Annotated in this window: 18 protein-coding genes and 1 pseudogene; 6 read left to right on the plus strand and 13 right to left on the minus strand. The window is 70.9% G+C overall.

Annotation, left to right across the window (positions count from 1 at the left end; all coding sequences use genetic code 11):
- Positions 1-1,581 (minus strand): HEAT repeat domain-containing protein (locus JHN63_RS30850; protein ID WP_200686805.1); only part of this gene is annotated, 1,581 nt, incomplete at its 3' end.
- Between the two features lie 86 nt (positions 1,582-1,667).
- A complete protein-coding gene (locus tag JHN63_RS30855; protein ID WP_200686806.1) occupies positions 1,668-3,335 on the minus strand; it encodes an acyl-CoA dehydrogenase family protein in 1,668 nt (555 codons plus the stop codon).
- Positions 3,336-3,423: 88 nt separating this feature from the next.
- On the opposite strand from JHN63_RS30855, the gene JHN63_RS30860 reads away from it, so the two are divergent.
- On the plus strand, positions 3,424-4,179 hold the full coding sequence (locus JHN63_RS30860) for a PaaX family transcriptional regulator C-terminal domain-containing protein (protein ID WP_200686807.1): 756 nt from the start codon (positions 3,424-3,426) through the stop codon (positions 4,177-4,179).
- A 66-nt stretch (positions 4,180-4,245) separates the two neighbouring features.
- Here JHN63_RS30860 and JHN63_RS30865 read toward each other — a convergent pair whose 3' ends face one another.
- Entirely contained in the window at positions 4,246-5,040 is a 795-nt protein-coding gene (locus JHN63_RS30865; protein ID WP_200686808.1) for a pectate lyase, read from the minus strand.
- A gap of 32 nt (positions 5,041-5,072) precedes the next feature.
- A complete protein-coding gene (locus JHN63_RS30870) occupies positions 5,073-6,023 on the minus strand; it encodes a polysaccharide lyase family 1 protein (RefSeq protein ID WP_200686809.1) in 951 nt (316 codons plus the stop codon).
- A 251-nt stretch (positions 6,024-6,274) separates the two neighbouring features.
- Between JHN63_RS30870 and JHN63_RS30875 the strand changes: the two genes are divergently transcribed.
- Positions 6,275-7,600, plus strand: coding sequence for a PHB depolymerase family esterase (locus tag JHN63_RS30875; protein ID WP_200686810.1), 1,326 nt, complete (start codon positions 6,275-6,277; stop codon positions 7,598-7,600).
- 70 nt (positions 7,601-7,670) lie between these two features.
- Entirely contained in the window at positions 7,671-8,954 is a 1,284-nt protein-coding gene (locus JHN63_RS30880) for an SGNH/GDSL hydrolase family protein (RefSeq protein WP_200686811.1), read from the plus strand.
- Here JHN63_RS30880 and JHN63_RS30885 read toward each other — a convergent pair.
- Together JHN63_RS30885 and JHN63_RS30890 are read right to left on the minus strand one after the other, a co-directional pair.
- Positions 8,951-10,303 (minus strand): nucleobase:cation symporter-2 family protein, encoded by a 1,353-nt coding sequence (locus tag JHN63_RS30885; protein ID WP_200686812.1) that lies wholly within the window; start codon positions 10,301-10,303, stop codon positions 8,951-8,953. The two genes, JHN63_RS30880 and JHN63_RS30885, sit on opposite strands and share 4 nt — an antisense overlap.
- Positions 10,304-10,414: 111 nt before the next feature.
- Positions 10,415-11,779, minus strand: a complete 1,365-nt coding sequence (locus JHN63_RS30890; RefSeq protein WP_200686813.1) for an FAD-dependent oxidoreductase — start codon at positions 11,777-11,779, stop codon at positions 10,415-10,417.
- Between the two features lie 227 nt (positions 11,780-12,006).
- Between JHN63_RS30890 and JHN63_RS30895 the strand changes: the two genes are divergently transcribed.
- Positions 12,007-12,474: a DUF6214 family protein gene (locus JHN63_RS30895; RefSeq protein WP_200686814.1), complete on the plus strand. Its 468-nt coding sequence runs from the start codon at positions 12,007-12,009 to the stop codon at positions 12,472-12,474.
- A 9-nt stretch (positions 12,475-12,483) separates the two neighbouring features.
- Here the strand turns inward: JHN63_RS30895 and JHN63_RS30900 are convergent, their stop codons facing one another.
- The gene (locus JHN63_RS30900; RefSeq protein ID WP_200686815.1) at positions 12,484-13,224 is read right to left on the minus strand and encodes a TetR/AcrR family transcriptional regulator; all 741 of its coding nucleotides are present in this window, start codon (positions 13,222-13,224) and stop codon (positions 12,484-12,486) included.
- Positions 13,225-13,487: 263 nt separating this feature from the next.
- Between JHN63_RS30900 and JHN63_RS30905 the strand changes: the two genes are divergently transcribed.
- A complete protein-coding gene (locus JHN63_RS30905) occupies positions 13,488-13,736 on the plus strand; it encodes a DUF2630 family protein (protein ID WP_043668925.1) in 249 nt (82 codons plus the stop codon).
- A 65-nt stretch (positions 13,737-13,801) separates the two neighbouring features.
- On the opposite strand, the gene JHN63_RS30910 is transcribed toward JHN63_RS30905, so the two are convergent.
- From JHN63_RS30910 to JHN63_RS30935, 6 genes are all read right to left on the minus strand, one after another.
- Positions 13,802-14,506: a Clp protease N-terminal domain-containing protein gene (locus JHN63_RS30910; RefSeq protein WP_200686816.1), complete on the minus strand. Its 705-nt coding sequence runs from the start codon at positions 14,504-14,506 to the stop codon at positions 13,802-13,804.
- A 49-nt stretch (positions 14,507-14,555) separates the two neighbouring features.
- On the minus strand, positions 14,556-15,254 hold the full coding sequence (locus JHN63_RS30915; RefSeq protein WP_200686817.1) for an HAD family hydrolase: 699 nt from the start codon (positions 15,252-15,254) through the stop codon (positions 14,556-14,558).
- 9 nt (positions 15,255-15,263) lie between these two features.
- A complete protein-coding gene (locus JHN63_RS30920) occupies positions 15,264-15,788 on the minus strand; it encodes a hypothetical protein (protein ID WP_374222958.1) in 525 nt (174 codons plus the stop codon).
- Positions 15,776-16,429, minus strand: coding sequence for a phosphatase PAP2 family protein (locus tag JHN63_RS30925; protein ID WP_200686820.1), 654 nt, complete (start codon positions 16,427-16,429; stop codon positions 15,776-15,778). Before JHN63_RS30925 ends, JHN63_RS30920 begins: the two co-directional genes overlap by 13 nt.
- Positions 16,430-16,490: 61 nt before the next feature.
- On the minus strand, positions 16,491-17,426 hold the full coding sequence (locus JHN63_RS30930; protein ID WP_200686822.1) for a M56 family metallopeptidase: 936 nt from the start codon (positions 17,424-17,426) through the stop codon (positions 16,491-16,493).
- Positions 17,427-17,523: 97 nt separating this feature from the next.
- Entirely contained in the window at positions 17,524-18,075 is a 552-nt protein-coding gene (locus JHN63_RS30935) for a DUF5134 domain-containing protein (RefSeq protein WP_200686824.1), read from the minus strand.
- 194 nt (positions 18,076-18,269) lie between these two features.
- Between JHN63_RS30935 and JHN63_RS30940 the strand changes: the two are divergent.
- Positions 18,270-19,150: pseudogene (locus JHN63_RS30940) on the plus strand (FUSC family protein); the annotation flags it as partial.

Raw genomic sequence — 19,150 nt, forward strand, 5'->3', positions numbered from 1 at the left:
CGCACCGGCGGCCACCCCGGCGCACTCGGACTCCAACAACCCCCGCAGTACCGCTACGACCCCCTCCGCACCACCCCCGAACACGTCGAGCGCCCGGACCGCCGCCTCCACGATCCGGTGCCTCGACCGCACCCCGTCCCCCATCCCGCGCACCAACCGCACCACTTCCGGCACGGCCTCCCGATCGGCCAACGCGGTCAGCGCCGACAGCAGCGGTACGGCACGGTCGTACGTCTCGGGGGAGTCGAGCGGCACCCGGCCGAGCCGCTGTCGCAGCGCCGGGGCGAGCGGTGCGGCGGAGCGGCCGAGGTGGACGATCACGCGCCCCAGATCGTCGGGTACGACCGGCTGTGCGAGCACCTGGGCCAGCACCGGTGTCGCCCGTGGATCGCCGCTGCGGGCAAGGGACTTGAGCGGACCGCCCAGGGTCGGTGGTCGGCGTTCCCAGCGGTGCACCCACAGGTCGGGGCGTGCGGTCACCAGCGCGTGGAGGTGGTCGGCGGCAGGCGCGGCCAGATGGAAGAGATCACCCAGCACCGACACCGCCGCGTCGCGCAACCGGTCCGATTCCTCCAGCCCGGGCAACGGAGGTGCGCCCGCGTCGAGTTGCGCACCGATCAGCTCGACGGGTGCCGTGTAGTCGGCCCGCCACTCGCGGAACAGCCCCGCCGCCATCCACACCCCGTTGCACCGGTCGGCCGCGTCGGGGCTGCTCAACTGCCCTTCCAGCAGGGCGATCCGCTCGCTCACCCGCCCGCCGAGCGCGGTGTGCAGCGTCCGCAGCAGCAGCGCGCCCTCCTCGTCCGAGGGCCGCAGCCGCCGTAACCGTCCCGCGAGGGTGTCCGCGTCCGGGCCTCCGGTCCCGTCCCACGTCGAGCGGCCCGACCGGCGCTGCTCGGACCGCTCCCCGAGCAGCTCCACGACGGTCGGGACGAGGTCGGCGGGGAGCAGATCGGGTGCGCAGCCCGCGAGTTGGCCGAGAGCGGCGAGCCGTAGACCCGGGTCGTACGGCGGAGTGCCGAGCATCAGCAGGGTGTCCAGCGCCTCGGCGGAGTGGGATGGGCGCTGTCGTACGAGCAGGCCGAGGCTCTCGGTCAGGGCGAGCAGCACCCGGTCGTCGCGCTCCACCGTGATGCGCCGGCGCAACAGGCCCAGTACGCGCGCCGGTTGGTCGAGGAACCGGACGAGGGCCTCGGGAGCCGCGCGGCGCACGTCGGGGTCCCGGTCGCCGAGGAGCACGGCGAAGACCTCGGCCCGCGCGCGGACGGCGGCGTCCGCCGGCTCGGACCCGTCCTCCTCCGGGCCGTGTCCTCGCCCGATGCTGACCAGGAGTTCCACCAACCCGCCCCGGTCAGCGACCTCTTGACACGCGGCCAGCGCGCACAGAAACGGAACGCAGGCGAGCGTCGAGTCGTACACGATCCCCTGGTGGTGCACAGCGCCGTACATCCCGTCGAGCGCGTTCGCCCGCTCGACGGGGTCCGTGGAGGCCAGTCCCCGGAGCAGTCCGGGCACGTCCGCCGCACTGCCGTACGCATGCCGCAGTGAGGCCCAGTCGATCTCGTCGATCCCCGTGAACACGTTGTCCTCCCCAGGCGCGGTGCCAACTGATCGCGAGTCTGCACCACGCCACTGACAACGAAGCGGAATCGGGAGGTGACCGAGGGTCAGTCTCCTTCGGGCAGAGCGCGGGCGAGGATCGTGTCGAGGTCGGCGGAGTCGGGGAGGGTGCCGAAGGCGTGTCCCCAGTCGCCGGCCAGCCGGGTCGCGCAGAAGGCGTCGGCGACGGCCGCCGGGGCGTGCCGTACCAGGAGGGAGGCCTGAAGGGTGAGGGCCATCTGCTCGACCAGGCGGCGGGCGCCGGTCTCGGTGGCCTCGGCGAGTCGGGTCTTCAAGCGGGTCACGGCCGTGTCCAGGCGGGCGTCCGCGCCCCGGGCGAGGGCGAGTTCGGCGAACAGCGCCTCCGCCGTGCCGGGGTCGCGGGTCAACGCCCGTAGTACGTCAAGGGCGTTGACGTTCCCCGAGCCCTCCCAGATGGAGAGGAGCGGAGCCTCACGGTAGTGGCGGGGCATGCCCGAGTCCTCGACGTAGCCGTTGCCGCCGAGGCATTCCAGGGCCTCCGCGGTGAAGGCCGGGCCGCGCTTGGTGACCCAGTACTTGCCGACGGCGGTGGCGATACGGCGGAACGCCGATTCGGCGCCATCCCCGCGCACCGCGCGGTCGGCCGCGCCCGCCAGCCGCAGGGTGAGGGTCGTGGCGGCCTCCGACTCCAGCGCGAGATCGGCCAACACATTGCGCATCAGGGGCTGTTCGAGCAGCCGGGCGCCGAACGCGCTGCGGTGGCGCACATGGTGGCCCGCCTCGACGAGCGTCTTGCGCATCAGCGTCGCCGACATCATCACGCAGTCCAGACGCGTGCAGTTGACCATCTCGATGATGGTCTTGACACCGCGTCCCTCAGGGCCGACCAGCCAGGCCACGGTCCCGTCGAACTCGGGCTCCGAGGACGCGTTGGAGCGGTTGCCCAGCTTGTTCTTCAGCCGCTGGATACGGAACACGTTGCGACTGCCGTCGGGCAGCACACGCGGCACCAGGAAGCATGACAGTCCGTCAGGCGCCTGTGCCAGCACGAGGAACACGTCGCACATCGGCGCCGACGTGAACCACTTGTGCCCGCGCAGGGTGTAGACGCCCGGTTCGGCGGTAGGAGTGGCCGCGGTGGTGTTGGTCCGGACGTCGGAACCGCCCTGCTTCTCGGTCATCCCCATTCCGGCCAGCAGTCCGCGCTTCTCGGTCGGCACGCGCAGGACCGGGTCGTACACCCGGCTGGTCAGCAACGGCTCGTAGACCGCGGCCAGTTCGGGCGTGGCGCGCAGGGCGGGGACGGCGGCGTACGTCATCGAGGTCGGGCAGCCGTGTCCGGCGTCGGTGTGTCCCCACACCAACCCCCGTGCGGTGCGGGCCACATGGGCGCCGGGGCGTTCGTCAGCCCAGGGCGCGCCGGCCAGTCCCTCGGCCACGGCGGTGCCCATCAGCCGGTGCCAACTCGGGTGGAACTCGACCTCGTCGATCCGGTTGCCGTAGCGGTCGTGCGTGCGCAGCTCCGGTTCGTGCCGGTTCGCCTGCTCACCCCACTCCTGCGCCTCCGCGCTGCCCGCCGCCCGGCCGAGCCGCCGTACGTCCTCCTCGGCCCAGTCGGCGCCCTCCCGGCGCAGCCCCTCCAACAGGGCAGCGTCCTCGGAGGCGTCGTACGGGGTCAGCGGCGGGGGCTGGTTGGTGACGTCGTGCGTGGCGTCGAGCGGCTGCGGGGACAGGTGCGCGAGTGTCTGGGCCATACGCCCAGTGTTGCACTATCCGAACGGTCGCATCAATGATGTAACACGAGAACCGTCGTGCGGAGATCGCCACGTAGAGTACGAGGCCATGCGCATGAACGTGTCGGAAGGGCCCGGTGGGGTGGACCTGCGCCCGCTGTCCGCCCGGTCGGTCGTGCTCAGCCTGCTGCTGGGCACGCATCCGCCCGAGCTGCCCGTACGGGATCTGCTGCGCGCGGTCGAGCCGCTCGGCGTGGCCGGCTCCACCCTGCGGGCCGCGCTCAGCCGGATGGTGGCGGCCGGAGATCTGCGCAGCGCGGACGCGGTCTACCGCCTCAGTGACCGGCTGCTGGAACGCCAGCGCCGCCAGGACGCCGCCGTCCACCCCGAGACCCGCCCCTGGGACGGCGACTGGGAGATGACCGTCGTCACCGCGACCGGCCGTGGCGCCGCCGAACGCGCCGGACTGCGCGGCGAGTTGACCGCCCTCCGGTTCGCGGAACTCCGCGAGGGAGTCTGGCTCCGCCCGGCCAATCTGCTACGACCCCGCCCGGCCGAACTCGGTTCGGTCGCCCGGCACTTCACCACCCGCCCCGAGGAGCCCGCCCGCGAACTGGCCGAGGCCCTCTGGCCACTTGACGCCTGGGCGAAGACGGCCGAGACATTGCTCGACCGGATCACCGCAACCGCCGACCACCCGACCGACCGTTTCACCGTACTGGCCGCCGCCGTACGGCACTTGCTCGCCGACCCGGTCCTGCCCCCCGAACTCCTGCCCACCGACTGGCCGGGCCCCGCCCTGCGTACCGCGTACACCCGCCACCGACGGGAGTTGACCGCGGCCGTGCTGGGGAACCCGACGTAGCCGGGGAGCGGCCGTGCGAAGCGTCGTGCGGGGACGCTCCGTACGGCCGCCGTCACCGTGGGGGGCTCACTTGTACGTGATGTCCGAGCTCGCGTACTTGCAGTAAGTCCCGTCCGCGCCCGTGCCGTTGGTCGTCGGCTCCGCGCCCGTGTTGTTGCCGATGTACTTCTGACAGGGAATCATCTTCTTGCTGGTGTCCCCGACGATCGTGATGCCCTTCAGGGTCGCGCTGTCGCCGTAGTTGGTGTTGATGCCGACGATCCGGCTGCCCTTGTAGGTCGCCTCGATGGTGTTGAGGTTGATCGTGCGCTTGTACTGCGTCTTGCAGTTGCCGCACGAGCGGACGAACGTACCGAAGGTCTGCGCCGCGAAGTTGGAGACGTTGAGCGTCCCGGCGCCGTTGAACTGGAACACCTTGTCGCTGGCCTCCTTCGCGCCACCGCCGGAGACGGTGTACACGTTGGACGACGAGGAGCCCAGGAAGGTCGCCGCGTCCTCGCCGACGTCCTCCCACCAGACGTTCTGCAGCGTGCAACTGCCCAGGCAGTGGATGCCGTCGGCGGCGGGCGAGCCGATGATGACGTTCTTGACGACGGCCCCGGCGGCCAGCTCCAGGATCGGCCCCTGGTCCTCGTCCTGGCTGCCCGTGCCCAGGTCGCCGCTGCCGTACAGGCGCAGCATCCCGTAGTCCTTGGTGCCCGAGACCGAGATCGTGGAGGTCACCGCCTTGCTGCCGCTGGCGGTGGGCCAGGTGGCGGCACTGGCCGGCGAGAGTGTGCCGGATGCCATGATCATGCCAATCGAGAGGCCGAAGGCGGCCAGTGCGCCGGTGAGCGCGCGTGATCGTGCGGAGGAAGTCATGTCCCGATTCCTTCTCCGAGGTGGGGGAGTGGTCAGAGCTTTCCGGTGCCCGCGCCGGACGTCACCGAGGCGACGACGGTCGAGGCGGGCTCGGCGGTGTAGCTGTACGGCGGGCTGGTGAACGTGCCGATCCGCGAGATCTCGGTGGCGGCTCCACCGAGGTCGTTGCCGCTGAGGTTCGCGTAGCCGTCCACGTCGCTGTCCCGGTTGGTCGTGACGGCGACCTCCGTGTCCCGGAAGACGTTGTTCTGGACGTACATCTGGGCGCCCATGCGCGAGTGCACGGCCGTCTCGGCGCCGACGACGTAGTTGTCGTAGAAGTGCCCGGTGCCGAAACGGAGGCTGGGGATGCGGGAGTTGACCTGGTTGAACCAGTTGTGGTGGTACGTCACCCGCAGATGTCCGGTGTCCTCGCTCGCGTTGTTGTCGCTGTGGCCGACGAGCGAGCCCTTGTAGTGGTTCTTGAAGGTGTTCCAGGAGACGGTGACGTAGTCGGAGGCGTGGCTGATGTCGAGCAGGCCGTCGTAGTAGTCCTTGCCGTGGTCGAGGTCGGACGAGAAGGCGTTGTGGTCGATCCACACCTTCGTCGACGCCTGCACGGTGATGCCGTCGGCGGGTGCGACCGGCTTGCTGATGTTCAGATTGCGGACCACGACGTTCGTCACCTTCTTCAGGCGCAGCCCGCCGCCGGTGAACCCGGAGGCCGAACCGACGCCCAAGACCGTCGTGTTGGACCCGATGTCGACCTGACCGCTCAGCGGGATCAGGCCGTTGACCTTGACGACCTTCGAAGTGCTGCCGGTGACCGCCGACCTGAAGGCGTCCAGCGTCGACACCGTGACCGCCGTGGCGCTGCCGCCGCCGGTCGTCCCGGCGCCGAATCCGACCGGTGAGGCGTCGGCCGCCGACGCGGACTGGGGGAGCGTGAGCGCGGCCGTCGCGGCGAGAGCGGCGGCCGCCAGGACTGATCGTCGAGTACGCATGCGGGTGCGTCCCTTCGAGAGGGCATGGGCGATCGAGTAGGTGAACGATGTACGCCATGAAGGACCTAGCGGTCACACTTCTGAACGGAACGTAGAGTGCAAGCGCTTTCTAGTCAACGCTCCGCGCGAAAGTATTCGGAGTGTGGGAGCGCTTCCATGGCGCTCATGTGCATGTCACGATGCCGGTTGTTCCGCTCGAATGCTTTCCCTGAGCGATGCCCCACGAGCCGCGATCAGGAAGGGACGCACCCATGGCGCCCGCAGCCGGAATCACCCTCAAGTCCTCGAGAAAACCGCCGCGTTCGGTGCTCGTCGCCCTCTTCGGAGCATTGGTGCCGTTACTCGCGGCCCTGACCCTGCTGGCACCCCCGGCCGCCGCCCGCGCCGAGGCCGTCCCCACCGCGACCCTCACCGAGGTCACCGGCTTCGGCGCCAACCCCAGCAACCTCCAGATGTACGTGTACGTCCCGGCCGCCGTCACCGCGCACCCGGCGATCGTCGTGGCGGTGCACTACTGCGGGGGATCGGGCCCCGCGATGTACTCCGGCACCGAATACGCCTCGCTGGCCGACCAGTTGGGCTTCATCGTCGTCTACCCGTCGGTCACCCGCGCCAGCAAGTGCTTCGACGTCTCCTCGCCCCAGGCCCTGCACCGCGACGGCGGCAGCGACCCGGTCGGCATCAAGTCGATGGTCGACTGGGTGACGAGCACCTACTCCGCCGACACCTCCCGCGTCTTCGCCCTGGGCATCTCCTCCGGCGCGATGATGACGAACGTCCTGCTCGGCGACTACCCGGACGTGTTCGCGGCCGGCGCGGCCTTCGCCGGCGTACCGTTCGGCTGCTTCGCCACCACCGACGGCTCCGAGTGGAACAGCGCCTGCGCCAACGGGACGGTCGTCCAAACCCCGCAGCAGTGGGGCGACTTGGTGCGCGGCGCCGACCCCGGCTACACCGGCCCCCGCCCTCGCATGCAGCTCTGGCACGGCACCGCCGACGACATCCTGCGCTATCCCAACTTCGGCGAGGAGATCAAACAGTGGACCAACGTGCAGGGCGTCGGTCAGACCCCGGCCGCCACCGACTCCCCGGCCACCGGCTGGACCCGCACCCGCTACGGCGCCACCGGTGACCAGGCCCCCGTCGAGGCGATCAGCCTCCAGGGAGTCACCCACAACCTCTACGCCTACGGCATGGGTGCCCGCGTCCTCACCTTCTTCGGCCTGTCCGGCGGCGGCACCACACCCCCGCCCTCGACCGGCCCCTGCAGGGTGACGGTCACCACCAGCGCCTGGAACACCGGCCTCACCGCCTCCGTGACGCTCACCAACACCGGGACGAGCACGGTCAACGGCTGGCAGCTCGGCTTCACCCTGCCCACCGGCCAGACCATCACCAACGGCTGGGGAGCGACGTACGCACCGGCCTCCGGCACTGTGACGGCCACCAACGCCTCCTACGACGGCACGATCGCCCCGAACGCGAGCGTGACCATCGGCTACCAGGCGAACCACACCGGCAACAGCGCGGCACCGACGGCCTACACGCTCAACGGGACGGCCTGCACGGTCGGTTGACCCCCACCTGGTGTTCCTTGCGCCCAACTCCTCTTCCGCGTCCAACTCCTCTTCGGGGAAGGTGAATTCAGTGCAGCCCACGAGACGGACCGCGCTCGTCGCCACGACCACGACGGCACTGTCGGCCCTGGTCGCCACCAACCCCGCACGCGCCGAAGGGAGTTCGGCTCCTTCCGGCGCGCGCTGGGTGAACACCTGGACGGCGATGCCCCAGCTCACCGAACCCGGCAACCTGCCACCGGCGCCGTTCACCGGCACCAGGTCGGTCCTCGTGGACACCACCCTGCGCCAGACACTCCGCGTCACCACCGGAGGCCGGAAGCTGCGTCTGCGCTTCTCCAACGCCTACGGCGACACCCTGCTCCCGCTCACCGCCGTGACCCTGGCGCTCCCGCAGGACGGCAGAGCGGGAGCGAGCGCGATCGTGCCCGGCAGCAGCAGACCGGTCACCTTCGCCGGACGCGGTTCGGCGACCGTCCCCGTCGGCGCCCAACTGGTCTCCGATCCAGTGGACTTGGAGCTGAGCGCCGCGACCGTCCTGACCGTGACGACGTACCTGGCGACGGGCCAGCCCTCGCTCGCGCTCACCTCGCACCCGGGCTCGCGCACGACGTCGTATCTCCGGATCGGAGACCACACTCAGGACGAGGATCTGCCCGGGTCCAGCCCTGTCGACCACTGGTATCTGCTGAGCGACGTGGAGGTCCTGGCTCCGCGCACCGCCACGGCCGTGGCGATCCTGGGCGACTCGCTCACCGACGGCCGGGGTTCCACGACCAACGCCAACGACCGCTGGCCCGACCAGCTCTACGACCGTCTCCGCACCCACCCCTCCACGGCCGCCGTGGCGATCCTGAACCAGGCGGCCGGCGGCAACCGGGTCCTCAACGACGGCCTCGGCCCCAACGTCCTCGCCCGCCTGGACCGCGACGTCCTCTCCCGCAGCGGAGTCACCCGCCTCATCGTCTTCGAGGGCGTCAACGACATCGGCACCGCCGCCCCAACCCCCGCCGCCCAACTCCAGGTCGCGGAGGACCTGTTGGCCGCCTACGGCCAGATCGTCGTCCGCGCCCACGCCCAGGGCATTCGGGTCTACGGCGCGACCCTGCTCCCCTTCGGAGGCAACACCTACGACGACCCGGCGGGCGAACGCGAGTCCGCCCGCCAGGTCGTCAACTCCTGGATCCGCACCGCCGGTTGCTTCGACGCGGTGCTCGACTTCGACCGTGCCGTACGCGACCCCGCCGATCCGCGCCGACTGCTCCCGGCCCTCCAGGTCGGCGACTGGCTGCATCTCAATCCGGCGGGGTACGGAGTGCTGGCAGCGGCGGTTCCCGCCGGACTGCTGCGTTAGAGCACCGGCTCCGTCGCGGTGGCCGTGCTGGTGACCGGTGAACTGCCCTTCGCCGGAAGGTGGTTGAAGAGGAGGTTCAGCACGATCGCGGTCAGACAGCCCGCGCTGATACCGCTGTTCATCACCGTCTGGAACCAGTCCGGGAACTGCGCGTAGATCGTCGGCACCCCGACCGGGAGCATGCCCACGGCCACCGAGACGGCGACGACGGTGAGGTTGTGGTTGTCCTTGAAGTCGACCTGGGTCAGGGTGCGCAGACCGCTCGCGGCGACCGTGCCGAACATGACCAGACCCGCGCCGCCGAGCACCGGCGCCGGTATCGCCGCCACGACCGCGCCCAGCTTGGGCAGCAGGCCGAGCACGACCAGGATGCCGCCGGCCACGGCGACCACCCAACGGCTGCGCACCCGGGTCATCCCGACCAGCCCGACGTTCTGGGCGTACGCCGTGTACGGGAAGGTGTTGAAGACCCCGCCGAGGACGGTGGACAGGCCGTCGGCGCGCAGCCCGTCGGCGAGCGAGCGCGGCTCGATCTTCCGGTCGGTCATCTCGCCTACCGCGATCAGGTCACCGGTCGTCTCGGTCATCGTCACCAGCGCCACCACCAGCATCGACACGATCGCCGAAGCGTGGAAGGTAGGCGTGCCGAAGTGGAAGGGCGTGCTGATGCCGACCCAGTCGGCGTCCCCGACCCCACTGAAGTCCGTGAACCCGAACACCACGGCGGCCACCAACCCCACGGCCATGCCGATCAACACCGCGATCCGGCTGAGGAAGGCCGGCGCGAACCGCTGCACACCGAGGACGACCGCGAGGACGAACGCGGCGAGGGCGATGTTCTTCGGCTCACCGAAGTCCTTCGAACCCTGCCCGCCCGCCGCCCAGTTGCCCGCCGCGGGCAGCAGCGACAGACCGATGATCAGGATCACCGTGCCGGTGACCAGCGGCGGGAAGAAGCGCAGCAGCCTGCCGAAGACGGGCGCCAGCAGCGCGATGGCGAGCCCGGCGATGATCACGGAGCCGTAGATCGCGGGCAGTCCGCCGCCCGTCGTACCGATCAGCACCATCGGCGACACCGCGGCGAACGTACAGCCCTGCATGATCGGCAGCCGCACGCCGAACCGCCAGAAACCTATGCACTGGATGAGCGTGGCTATCCCGCACACCAGCAGATCCGCGGTGATCAGATACGCCAGATCCGCGGCCGACAGCTTCATCGCCCCGCCCACGATCAGCGGCACCGCCACCGCGCCCGCGTACATCGCGAGCACGTGCTGGAGTCCGAAGGCGGCCAGTTGCCGTACGGGAGGGACCTCGTCGACGGGATGCACGGGTGTGGTCGTGGCCATGGGCACTCCTGAGCGAAGGAGGGGGAAAGAGTTCGAACAGGACGAGACCGTAGGCGCCTTGAACAGTTTGTTGATGTCTGGGTTGTTGCCGCTGTGTGTCGTGCGTTTCGGTTATGTGTGCGCACCACGTACAGCGGCCCGCAGAGCCTCCCAGCCAGGGAGTTTGACCACACCGCCCCGCCCGAGCGAGACCCCCAGCTCCGCCTCGGCCCGCTCGATGGCCTCCCACCCGGCCCACTCGACCGGCTCGATCCCCTCGGCGCGCAGCGCGGTGAGCGGGTCGTCGGATGCTTCCCGTCGTACGAGTGCTTCATCTCGTACGAGCACGGAGGCGTCCGCCAGCAGGGACGTCACCGTCTCCTTGGCGTCCGGGCGGTTGGTGCCGATGACGCCGGTCGGGCCCCGCTTGATCCAGCCGGCCACGTACTCGCCGGGCACGGTCCGCCCTTCGCGTACGACACGGCCCGCGAGGTGCGGCACGGTGCCGTGCTCGGCGTCGAACGGCAGCCCGTCCAGCGGCACCCCGCGATAGCCCACCGAACGCAGCACCAACTGCGCCTCGATCTCCTCGAATTGACCTGTGCCGACCACTCCGCCCTGTCCGTCCGGCGCGGTGCGTTCGAAGCGGACCGCACCCACGCGCCCCGCGTCGGCGAGGAGTTCGACGGGACGGAGGAAGAAGCGGAGGTGGATGCGGCGGGCGGCACCCCGGGGCGGGAGCGCGGCCCAGGTGCGCAGCGCCTCCACGTTGCGGCGCTGGGCGCCGGGCAGGGCGGCGAGGTCGAGACAGCCCGGGTCGAGCGCCAACTCGCCCGGATCCACGATCACTTCGGTGTCCGGGAGACCGCCCAGCTCGCGCAGCTCCTTGGTGGTGAAGCGGGCCTGCGTGGGGCCCCGCCGACCGACCATGTGGACGTCCGTCACCCCGCTCGCGGCCAGCGCGGTGAGCGCCGCCTGCGGTATGTCGGTAGGGCTCAGCTCGGCCGCGCCGCGCGCCAGGATCCGGGTCACGTCCACCGCGACATTGCCCACGCCGATGACCACGGCCGTCCGCGCCCCGAGCACGAAACCGTCGGCGGTGGAGTCCGGGTGGGCGCTGTACCAGGACACGAACTCGGTCGCCGACCAACTGCCCGGCAGGTCCTCGCCGGGAATCCCCAGTCGGCGGTCGGTGGCGGCGCCCACGCAGTACACGACCGCGTCGTAGAGCTCCCGCAGGCGGGTGGTCGACAGTCCGCCGGGGCCCACGAGCACTCCGCCGAGGAAGCGCACCCGGCCGTGCTCCAGGACCGTCCGCAGATTGTTCTGCAGCGACTTGATCTTCTCGTGGTCCGGTGCCACGCCGTAGCGCACCAGACCGTACGGGCACGGCAGCCGGTCCAGGACGTCGACCAGTACCCCGGGCTCCAGTTGGACCAGACTCTGGGCGGTGTAGACCCCGCTCGGCCCTGAGCCGACGACGGCGACACGCAGCACGGCGGAACTCCTCACCCCTCAGGCACGCAGGAGATCGCTGATTCGCCAGACCACTGACAGGTCCAGGATCGCACCACCCGTGCTCCGCTGACAGGGTGCCGGACGCACCCGTACGCGCCGGGGGCGTGCGTGTCCGTTCGTATGGAATGTGATGATGCGGTTACGTTGCGTATGTGCTAGAAGCATCCTTTGTTAATCTTTCCGATCGTTGCCCGGCGGACGGAGCGGTGTCCGTGTGGCCCGCGTGGGAGGTGCAGGAGCACGACGGTGCCATCTCCTGGTTCCATGTCCGGCTGGCCTTCACCGACGGCGCCCGGGTCGACGCCCTGGCCGTGGTGTCCGAGGGGCAGGTCTCCGTCGAGGACGTACGGGCCCAACCCGCCCTGTCCCTGGACGATTTGACGGTGCTGGCCGACTGGATCGAGGGACCGCTCTTCGACGCGTGCGGGCTGGAACCGGGGGAGGCCGGGGAGGAGGCGGAGCCGGGCGGGGCGCGCCGGGCCCGGCCGGCCTGGCCGCGCGGCATCGAGGGGCGCCGGCTGATCGCCCAGGAGTATCGCGCCGCGCAGGAGGAGGGAGTCGACCCCGTCCTCGCGGTGATGTGCGCGACCGGGCACAGTCGGCGCCGGTCGCTTCGGCTCATCTCGCAGGCGCGGGACGCGGGTTATCTGACGCCTCGTCATGCCCGGCGATGAGTAAGGCTGTTACGTGTCGGAAGGCTCGGCCGGGCGGTCGTCGGCCGGGCTCTCGGGCGTGAGTGCGGCTGTCGGTGCGGGAGTTGGTACGGGCGCGGACCTTTCGTCCGTCGCGAAGAACCGCGACAGGTCCGTGTCGGCCGTCCCGGCCTGTGCGCCGGACTCCGGCGGGATCCCCAACTCCCAGTCGAGTCCGTACCGTTGGAACAGCTCGGTGCGCAGCACCGGGATCGCCATGGGAACCCCGGGCACGAGCGCCGCGTAGACCGCGCCCATGAGCAGCGCGCGCAGCATGGGGTAGTCGGAGGGGTTCCCCGATCCGTACCGCGCGATCGTCTGCCCGAGCAGCTCGGCCAGGCGTCGCTGCTCCGGACACTGGACGAAGCCCTCGCCCTGGAGGAGTCCCGCCATGTGCTGGCGCATCAGCACGGGCCGGTCGTGGGCGAGGCCAAGGATCGCGTCGATGGCCCGCGCCATCCGCTCCCGCCCGTCGTCGGTCCGGGGCTCGCGCTCCAGGGCCTCCTCCAGCGTGCGGTGCATCAGCCGGTGCACGGCGGACTGCACGAGCTGGCGTTTTCCGGGGAAGTAGTACGACACCAGACCGCGCGCCGAGCCTGCCCGGTCCGCGATGTCGCCCAAGGTCGTGGCCTCGTACCCACGTTCGCCGACCAGCTCGACGGCCGCGTGCAGCAGCCGCTCCCGGGAACGCCGTCGCAACTCTTCATTGACCGAGGCGCTTCGCGGGGACATGCTGTAACTCCTGCGTTGACTGGCTATCAGCCAACTATACTCAGGACGTCCGGGTCGCCCGTCCAGGGGGGCCTGGCTCATGCTGCCGTCCGTCTGGGGCGACGCGGGGGATCGTCTCAGGCGGGCGGCTCCTTTTCCTCCCAATGGTTTCCCTGGGCGACTTTTGACCCGATGCCCGGCACCGCCTTCTCGCACATCTGTCGCACGGCACGTGAACCGTCCCTAGAGTGGGCACGGATGTCGAGCCGAGGAGGCGCACGGGCATGGAGCAGGACCAGCAGATCTTCGCGCGGATCAACGAGATGGTCGACGACGAGCGCAAGCTCCGGGAGGCCCTCGCGTCCGGCACGATCGACAGCACCACCGAGCATCAGCGCCTCGGGCAACTGGAACGCGAACTCGACCAGTGCTGGGACCTGTTGCGCCAGCGCCGCGCCAAGGTGGAGTTCGGGGAGAACCCGGACGAGGCGCGGGTGCGGCCGGAGTCCGAGGTCGAGGGGTATCAGGGGTGAGGTGACCGCGTGTGGTGACGTGAGGTGACGGGTTTAGTCACCGCTCGCCCCTCGCCGCTCACTGTTCAGTGCTCGCCGCGCGCGGCCAGCCTGGTGGCGATCTCCGTCCTGACCGTCTCCTTCAACTCGTCCGGTGTGAAGCCGAGGTCGCGCAGAATCAGTGCCGCCGGGCTCTCCTCGACGCGGATCAGGCCCAGCAGTGTGTGCTCCGTGCCGACCCAGTCGTGGCCGAGGTCGGCCGCCGCGCTGCGGGCCTGCCCGATGGCCTCCTTGGTCTCCGGCCGGAACGGGATGTGGCCCCGCAGCGCCTTCTCGCCGGCCGGTGGCAGCGCTTCCTCGATCGCGTCGCGGACGCGCTGCTCCGACTCCGTCTTCGCCACCAGCACCTCGTACGCCAGGCCCTTCGGTTCGCCGAGCAGGCCGAGCAGGAGGTGTTCGGTGCCGATGGAGTCGTGCTTGTGGGTGCGGGCGGCCTCCTGTGCGAGCACGATGCTGTGCCGGTTGAGGTTGGTGTACCGCTCGAACGGGCCGGGTGCGTGGCGTTGTTGGGCGGCCTGCTTGGACACCCCGATGGCGTCGCCGATCTCGGTCCAGGACGCGCCGACCTGCTTGGCCTTGCTGACGTAGTGGTCGATGAGCTGGTCGCCGAGGTCGGACAGGGTCTGGGCGCGCAGTCGGGCCTCGCTGATGCGGGCCAGTTCGTCGGATTCGGGCAGTTCCTCGTCGAGGCGGGCGATCAGGTCGGCGAGGCTGATGTCGAGTGGGCTCATGCGTCAACTTTAAATTGACGCTCCCCAATCGTCAATCTGTAATTGACGATTACTTCCCCGGCCCGGCCAGTTCGAGCACCGGGCGCAGACTGTCGGGCCGCTCCGTCACGAGTCGGTGGTCCACGAAGTGCACCTCGCACCCGAGAGCCGCCGCCCCGCCGTCCGCCCGCCGGTCGTCACCGACCATCAGCACGTCCTTCGGGTCGACATCGAGCGCCTCGCAGGCCACCGTGAACAGCCGTGGGTCCGGCTTCTGGACACCGTGTTCGTACGACAGGACGTACGCGTCCACGTACGGATCCAGACCGTGTGCGCGGAACACCGGCCGCAGATCCCACCCGATGTTGCTCACCACGCCCACACCGATCCCGCGCTCGTGCAGGGTCCGCAACACGAACTCCGTGTCCGGGTACGGCGTCCACGCGGCCGGTGTCATGTGCCGGTCGTACAGCGCGTCGTGCAACGCCGGGTCGGGGAGCGGGACTTGGCGGGAGACGCCGGTGTACGCGGCCCGGTGCAGCGCGGAACTCTCGTCCCGGATCGCCCACACCTCGGTGAACTTCTCGGGCAGCCGCTCCGGTTGGGCCCCGCCGGGCATCGCGCCCGCGGACTCCAGCGCCCGCGCCGCCTCGGTCAACTCCCGTTCGGGCAAGGCGATGTCGGCATCCCGCAACACGGCGCGCAGCCAGGACTCGGTGGACTCGACACGGAAGAGGGTTCCGGAGAAGTCGAAGAGGACGGCATCCATGCGGTGATCCTACGCAGTCACGTTCCACTGGGCGGGAAGATCACTTCCGCAGAACACGCAGACGAAGTCGCCCTCGCGCACGATGCCGATCTCCCGGCACGACGCACAGCGCCGGAACACCACGGCGTGGGTGAAACCGGCGGGGCGGTCGATGCCGGCCAGGTCGAGTGCGCGTGCCACCGCGTCCCAGGAGTCGAGGTGCGGGCAGTAGCCGGTGGACTGGTTGCTGACCTCCGCGACAACCCAGGACCCCGCCGCGCGCCCGAATCCGATCTCGCCCGCGCCCAGCACCTCGGTGCCCCCGGCACACGCCACGTGCTCACTCCGGCGCGGTGCCAGCCGCAGCAGCCCGTCCAGTCCGACGACGAAGGTGAAGGGTTCGGCGAGTTCGGCCTTGTCCCGCCCGGCCAGCCAGGCGTGCAGGTCCTCGGCCGACCGTACGATCCGGCCCTCCGCGCCCGGCCGAACAGCGGTCAGCAGCTCCGCAGGTCCGACATAGCGATGACGCCGCCCGACCGCGCTCACACCCGCCACCGTTCGTACGCCCCGACAGCCACCGCCACCACGGACGCCCCCAGGAGCCACCCGCCCACCACATCCGACGGCCAGTGCACGCCCAGCCACACCCGGGTGAGTCCCACACCCGCCACGGAGATCACGGCCAGGGCCATGGTCGTACGCCACACAGCGCGTCCGGCGCCGTAGTCGTGCAGCAGCCACAGCAACAGGCCGCAGACCACCGTGGCGGTCATGGCGTGTCCCGAGGGGAAGGCGGCGTAGTGGGCCGAGTCGACGGGGTCGGGCCACACCGGGCGGGGGCGGCCGACCAGTGCCTTGAGGCCCTGTTGCAGGAGTGTGCCGAGCGCACAGGTGGCCGCCAGCCACAGGGCCGTCCACCAGGCCGAGCGCCGCCAGACCAGCCACACCATGGTCACCGCACACACAAGGCGCAGGGTGAGGGGGTCCCAGATCCAGTCGGTGAGGATGCGGCACGCGCGCGTGATCCCGTGGTCCTCGACCGCCCACCGGTGCGTGGTCCGGGCGATCCGTTCGTCTAGGTCGACCAGCGGACGCCACTCGATCGCGACCAGGGTGAGGAGCAGCGCGGAGCACAGGGCGAGGGCGCTGCCGGTCCGTCGGAGCGTCGGGCGGGGCGGGTGGTGCGCGTAGGACATGGAACGATCCTCGCCGACGCACGGTGCGCGGAGCCAACCGCGGCTCTCATCCGGCCTCTCCTCAGCCGAGCGCCCGCAACCCCGGCACGAACGCCACCAGCACCGGAATCACCGGCACCAGCGCCGCCGTCGCGGTGAACCCCAGACGGCGCATCGCCGAGAGCCGGTCCGGGGGAGTGAGCAACCTGTTCACCCGCTGCGGGACATGGGCGTGCGGAGTGGGGCACGGCCCGAACACCCCGCGGTCCTCGTTGAGTTCGACCAGTGCGAGCGCGGTCGTCAGGCGGCCGAAGCGCCGGGACGCCATGTCGTCGGCGGCGAGTTCGACCAGCCGGTGCATCTCGTCCCGGAACGCGGCGAACACCGGCACCTGCGGGAACCCGTTCGCGAGTGCGCCCGAGCAGTGCAGCAGCCAGTCGTGCCGGGCCTGTGCGTGCCCCTGTTCGTGCGCGAGCAGCGAGTCCAGCTGCCGCCCCTTGAGGCGCCTCAACGCGGCTGTGGTGATGACCAGTTGGGGCGCGGTACCGGACATCCACCAGGCGTCCGGCCGCTCAGCCTCCAGGATGACGAGCGGCTCGGCACCGGGCTCCTCGCCGGGCAACACCGGTGCGCGGACAAGGAGTTCGGCCCGCCGCAGCCGACGTCGCGACCGGGCCCGTACGACTTCCCGGACCAGCATCGCCGCGGTCCACGCCCCGCCGCACGCGAGCGTCACCGCGGTGGTGGCGGCCCAAGGCCCGTTCGCCACAAGGGGATAGGCGTCCATGACCCCGTGCGGGGCACTGGCGAACACATGGCCGCGCACCGCCTGCCACGCGGCGGCGGCGCTGAGCGTCATCGACAGCGCGCAGCACAGGAGGACGGCCGCCACCACGCACTGCCACACCCACAGCGCGAGCACCGGCTCATGGTCCGGCCAGTCGGCCCGGGCGAGCAGCCGTGGGGCGACGACGGCGGCCAAGGCGCCGAGCAGCAACAGTGCCGCGGGGACCATCATGGGAGCACCCTATGAGCGGCGCGGTGATCAGGGGTACGGCTTGCCACGGCAAAGTGACGCAGACCACGATTTCGTACAGCCCCGCGACAGCGCTGCCTCAGAGCGTCAGCAGCATCGCGACCATGCCGATCCCCATCGACAGCCGGCACGCGCGCGCCAACTCCGGCCGGTCGCCCCAACCGACGCTTCCCGTGCCGACGGCCGCGCCGGTCGCGGGCATCAGCCGGATGCCCGACAGCAGCACGTATCCGACGAAGTAGAGGAGCAACGCGCCGGTCAGGAGCGGGATTCCGGAGTCGCCGTGCTCGTGGTGGTGCCCGGGCGAGACGGCCATCGCGAGCGCCATGTAGACCATGGCCGCGGTGCCCAGCAGATGGTGCACATGGTGCGGACTCCTGCGTGCCGACCACAGGGCGCGCAGCGCCGCCGCCCCGAACACCGCCGCGTAGGCGGGCCACGCCCACGCCGGCGGGGTGAACACCGCGGCGGGTACGGCCATCGCGGCCATGCCGAAGCCCATCAGCGCCTCGCCGCCCGCGGCCCGGCGCTGTTCCTCGACGGGGCTGCGCATCCGCAGCAGGCAGTAGGCGCCGGTCGCCGCGCACAACGCGACCAGGAGCCAGCCGGGCGACGTCGGTCCACCGTGCACGCGCTTCCCCCCTGCGTCGACAGTCGGTCACAGGATGCCCGTGCCGTACGGGGCACAACCGAGCGCAACGGTGTACACGGGGAGCGTTCGACGGAGCGCGGCAGGTCAGCGGTATGGCGGCGGCATATCCCGGGCCTCCGGTGGGCGGTGCGGGTGAATGATTTACGAGTAAAACACCTGCTAATCTTATGGTTATGAGCAGTGCGACCCCCGCCCCCACGACCACCACCCCGCGCGTCCGACGCCTCCCGCTCACCGGCGTGCTGCGCCTCGGCCGGCCCTCGGACATCTGGTTCAAGCCCGCGCTCAGCGTGGTCGCCTCGGTCGCCCCGCCCAACCTGATCCTTTTGGCTCTCGGCCGCCTCGACCTGGCGATGTACACGATGGCCGGCTCCTTGTGTGCCCTTTACGCCCACAACAAGCCCTACGCCGCCCGGGCCCGCGCCCTGTTCTGGGTCGCCCTCGGGATGATCGCCGGTCTCGCCGTCGCGCTGGTCACCGCCTCCCTCACCGCGAACGCCGTCGTGCTGGTCACGGTCGGCGCCGCCCTGGCCGCCGTACAGAAGGGGCTGTGCGACGCGACCCGGATCGGCCCGCCCGGCAACGTGGTTCTCACCTTCATCAGCTCCGCCTCGCTCTTCGCACCGCAGACGCTCGGCCAGGTCCCCGCCCACCTCGCCCTGGCCGTCGCCGCGGGCTCCTGGGCGTGGCTCGTCGGCATGGCCCCCGCGCTCGTCCGCCCCCACGGCCCCGAACGCCGGGCCACCGCCCAGGCCCTGAACGCGACGGCGACGTACGCCGCCACCCAGGGCGCCGGTGACGGCCACGCACGCGCGCGTGCCACCGCGGCGGCCGCTATCCACGCTGCCTGGCAGACCCTCCTCGCCACCGGCGCGCGCACCGCACCCCGCCGTGCCCTCGAACATCTCGTCGTCCGCGCCGAGGTCGCGCTCGCCGCCCCCGCCGACGCCGACCCGGAGCGGCTGCGCACCTGGGCCCGCGAACTGCGCGGCAGGGGACCGGTCCCACAGACCGCCGCCCCGGCCGGTGCCGCAGCCGAGCGCCGTACGCAGTA

The sequence above is a fragment of the Streptomyces sp. MBT65 genome, assembly GCF_016612545.1.
Classification (GTDB): Bacteria; Actinomycetota; Actinomycetes; order Streptomycetales; family Streptomycetaceae; genus Streptomyces.

What these genes read in the sequence shown, in the direction of transcription:
- JHN63_RS30915 (WP_200686817.1), bottom strand. Translation starts at nt 15,254, where the DNA reads ATGGATGCCGTCCTCTTCGACTTCTCCGGAACCCTCTTCCGTGTCGAG.
- JHN63_RS30885 (WP_200686812.1), bottom strand. Translation starts at nt 10,303, where the DNA reads ATGGCCACGACCACACCCGTGCATCCCGTCGACGAGGTCCCTCCCGTA.
- JHN63_RS30870 (WP_200686809.1), bottom strand. Translation starts at nt 6,023, where the DNA reads ATGCGTACTCGACGATCAGTCCTGGCGGCCGCCGCTCTCGCCGCGACG.
- JHN63_RS30930 (WP_200686822.1), bottom strand. Translation starts at nt 17,426, where the DNA reads ATGATGGTCCCCGCGGCACTGTTGCTGCTCGGCGCCTTGGCCGCCGTC.
- JHN63_RS30905 (WP_043668925.1), top strand. Translation starts at nt 13,488, where the DNA reads ATGGAGCAGGACCAGCAGATCTTCGCGCGGATCAACGAGATGGTCGAC.
- JHN63_RS30925 (WP_200686820.1), bottom strand. Translation starts at nt 16,429, where the DNA reads ATGTCCTACGCGCACCACCCGCCCCGCCCGACGCTCCGACGGACCGGC.
- JHN63_RS30875 (WP_200686810.1), top strand. Translation starts at nt 6,275, where the DNA reads ATGGCGCCCGCAGCCGGAATCACCCTCAAGTCCTCGAGAAAACCGCCG.
- JHN63_RS30910 (WP_200686816.1), bottom strand. Translation starts at nt 14,506, where the DNA reads ATGAGCCCACTCGACATCAGCCTCGCCGACCTGATCGCCCGCCTCGAC.
- JHN63_RS30855 (WP_200686806.1), bottom strand. Translation starts at nt 3,335, where the DNA reads ATGGCCCAGACACTCGCGCACCTGTCCCCGCAGCCGCTCGACGCCACG.
- JHN63_RS30900 (WP_200686815.1), bottom strand. Translation starts at nt 13,224, where the DNA reads ATGTCCCCGCGAAGCGCCTCGGTCAATGAAGAGTTGCGACGGCGTTCC.
- JHN63_RS30860 (WP_200686807.1), top strand. Translation starts at nt 3,424, where the DNA reads ATGCGCATGAACGTGTCGGAAGGGCCCGGTGGGGTGGACCTGCGCCCG.
- JHN63_RS30865 (WP_200686808.1), bottom strand. Translation starts at nt 5,040, where the DNA reads ATGACTTCCTCCGCACGATCACGCGCGCTCACCGGCGCACTGGCCGCC.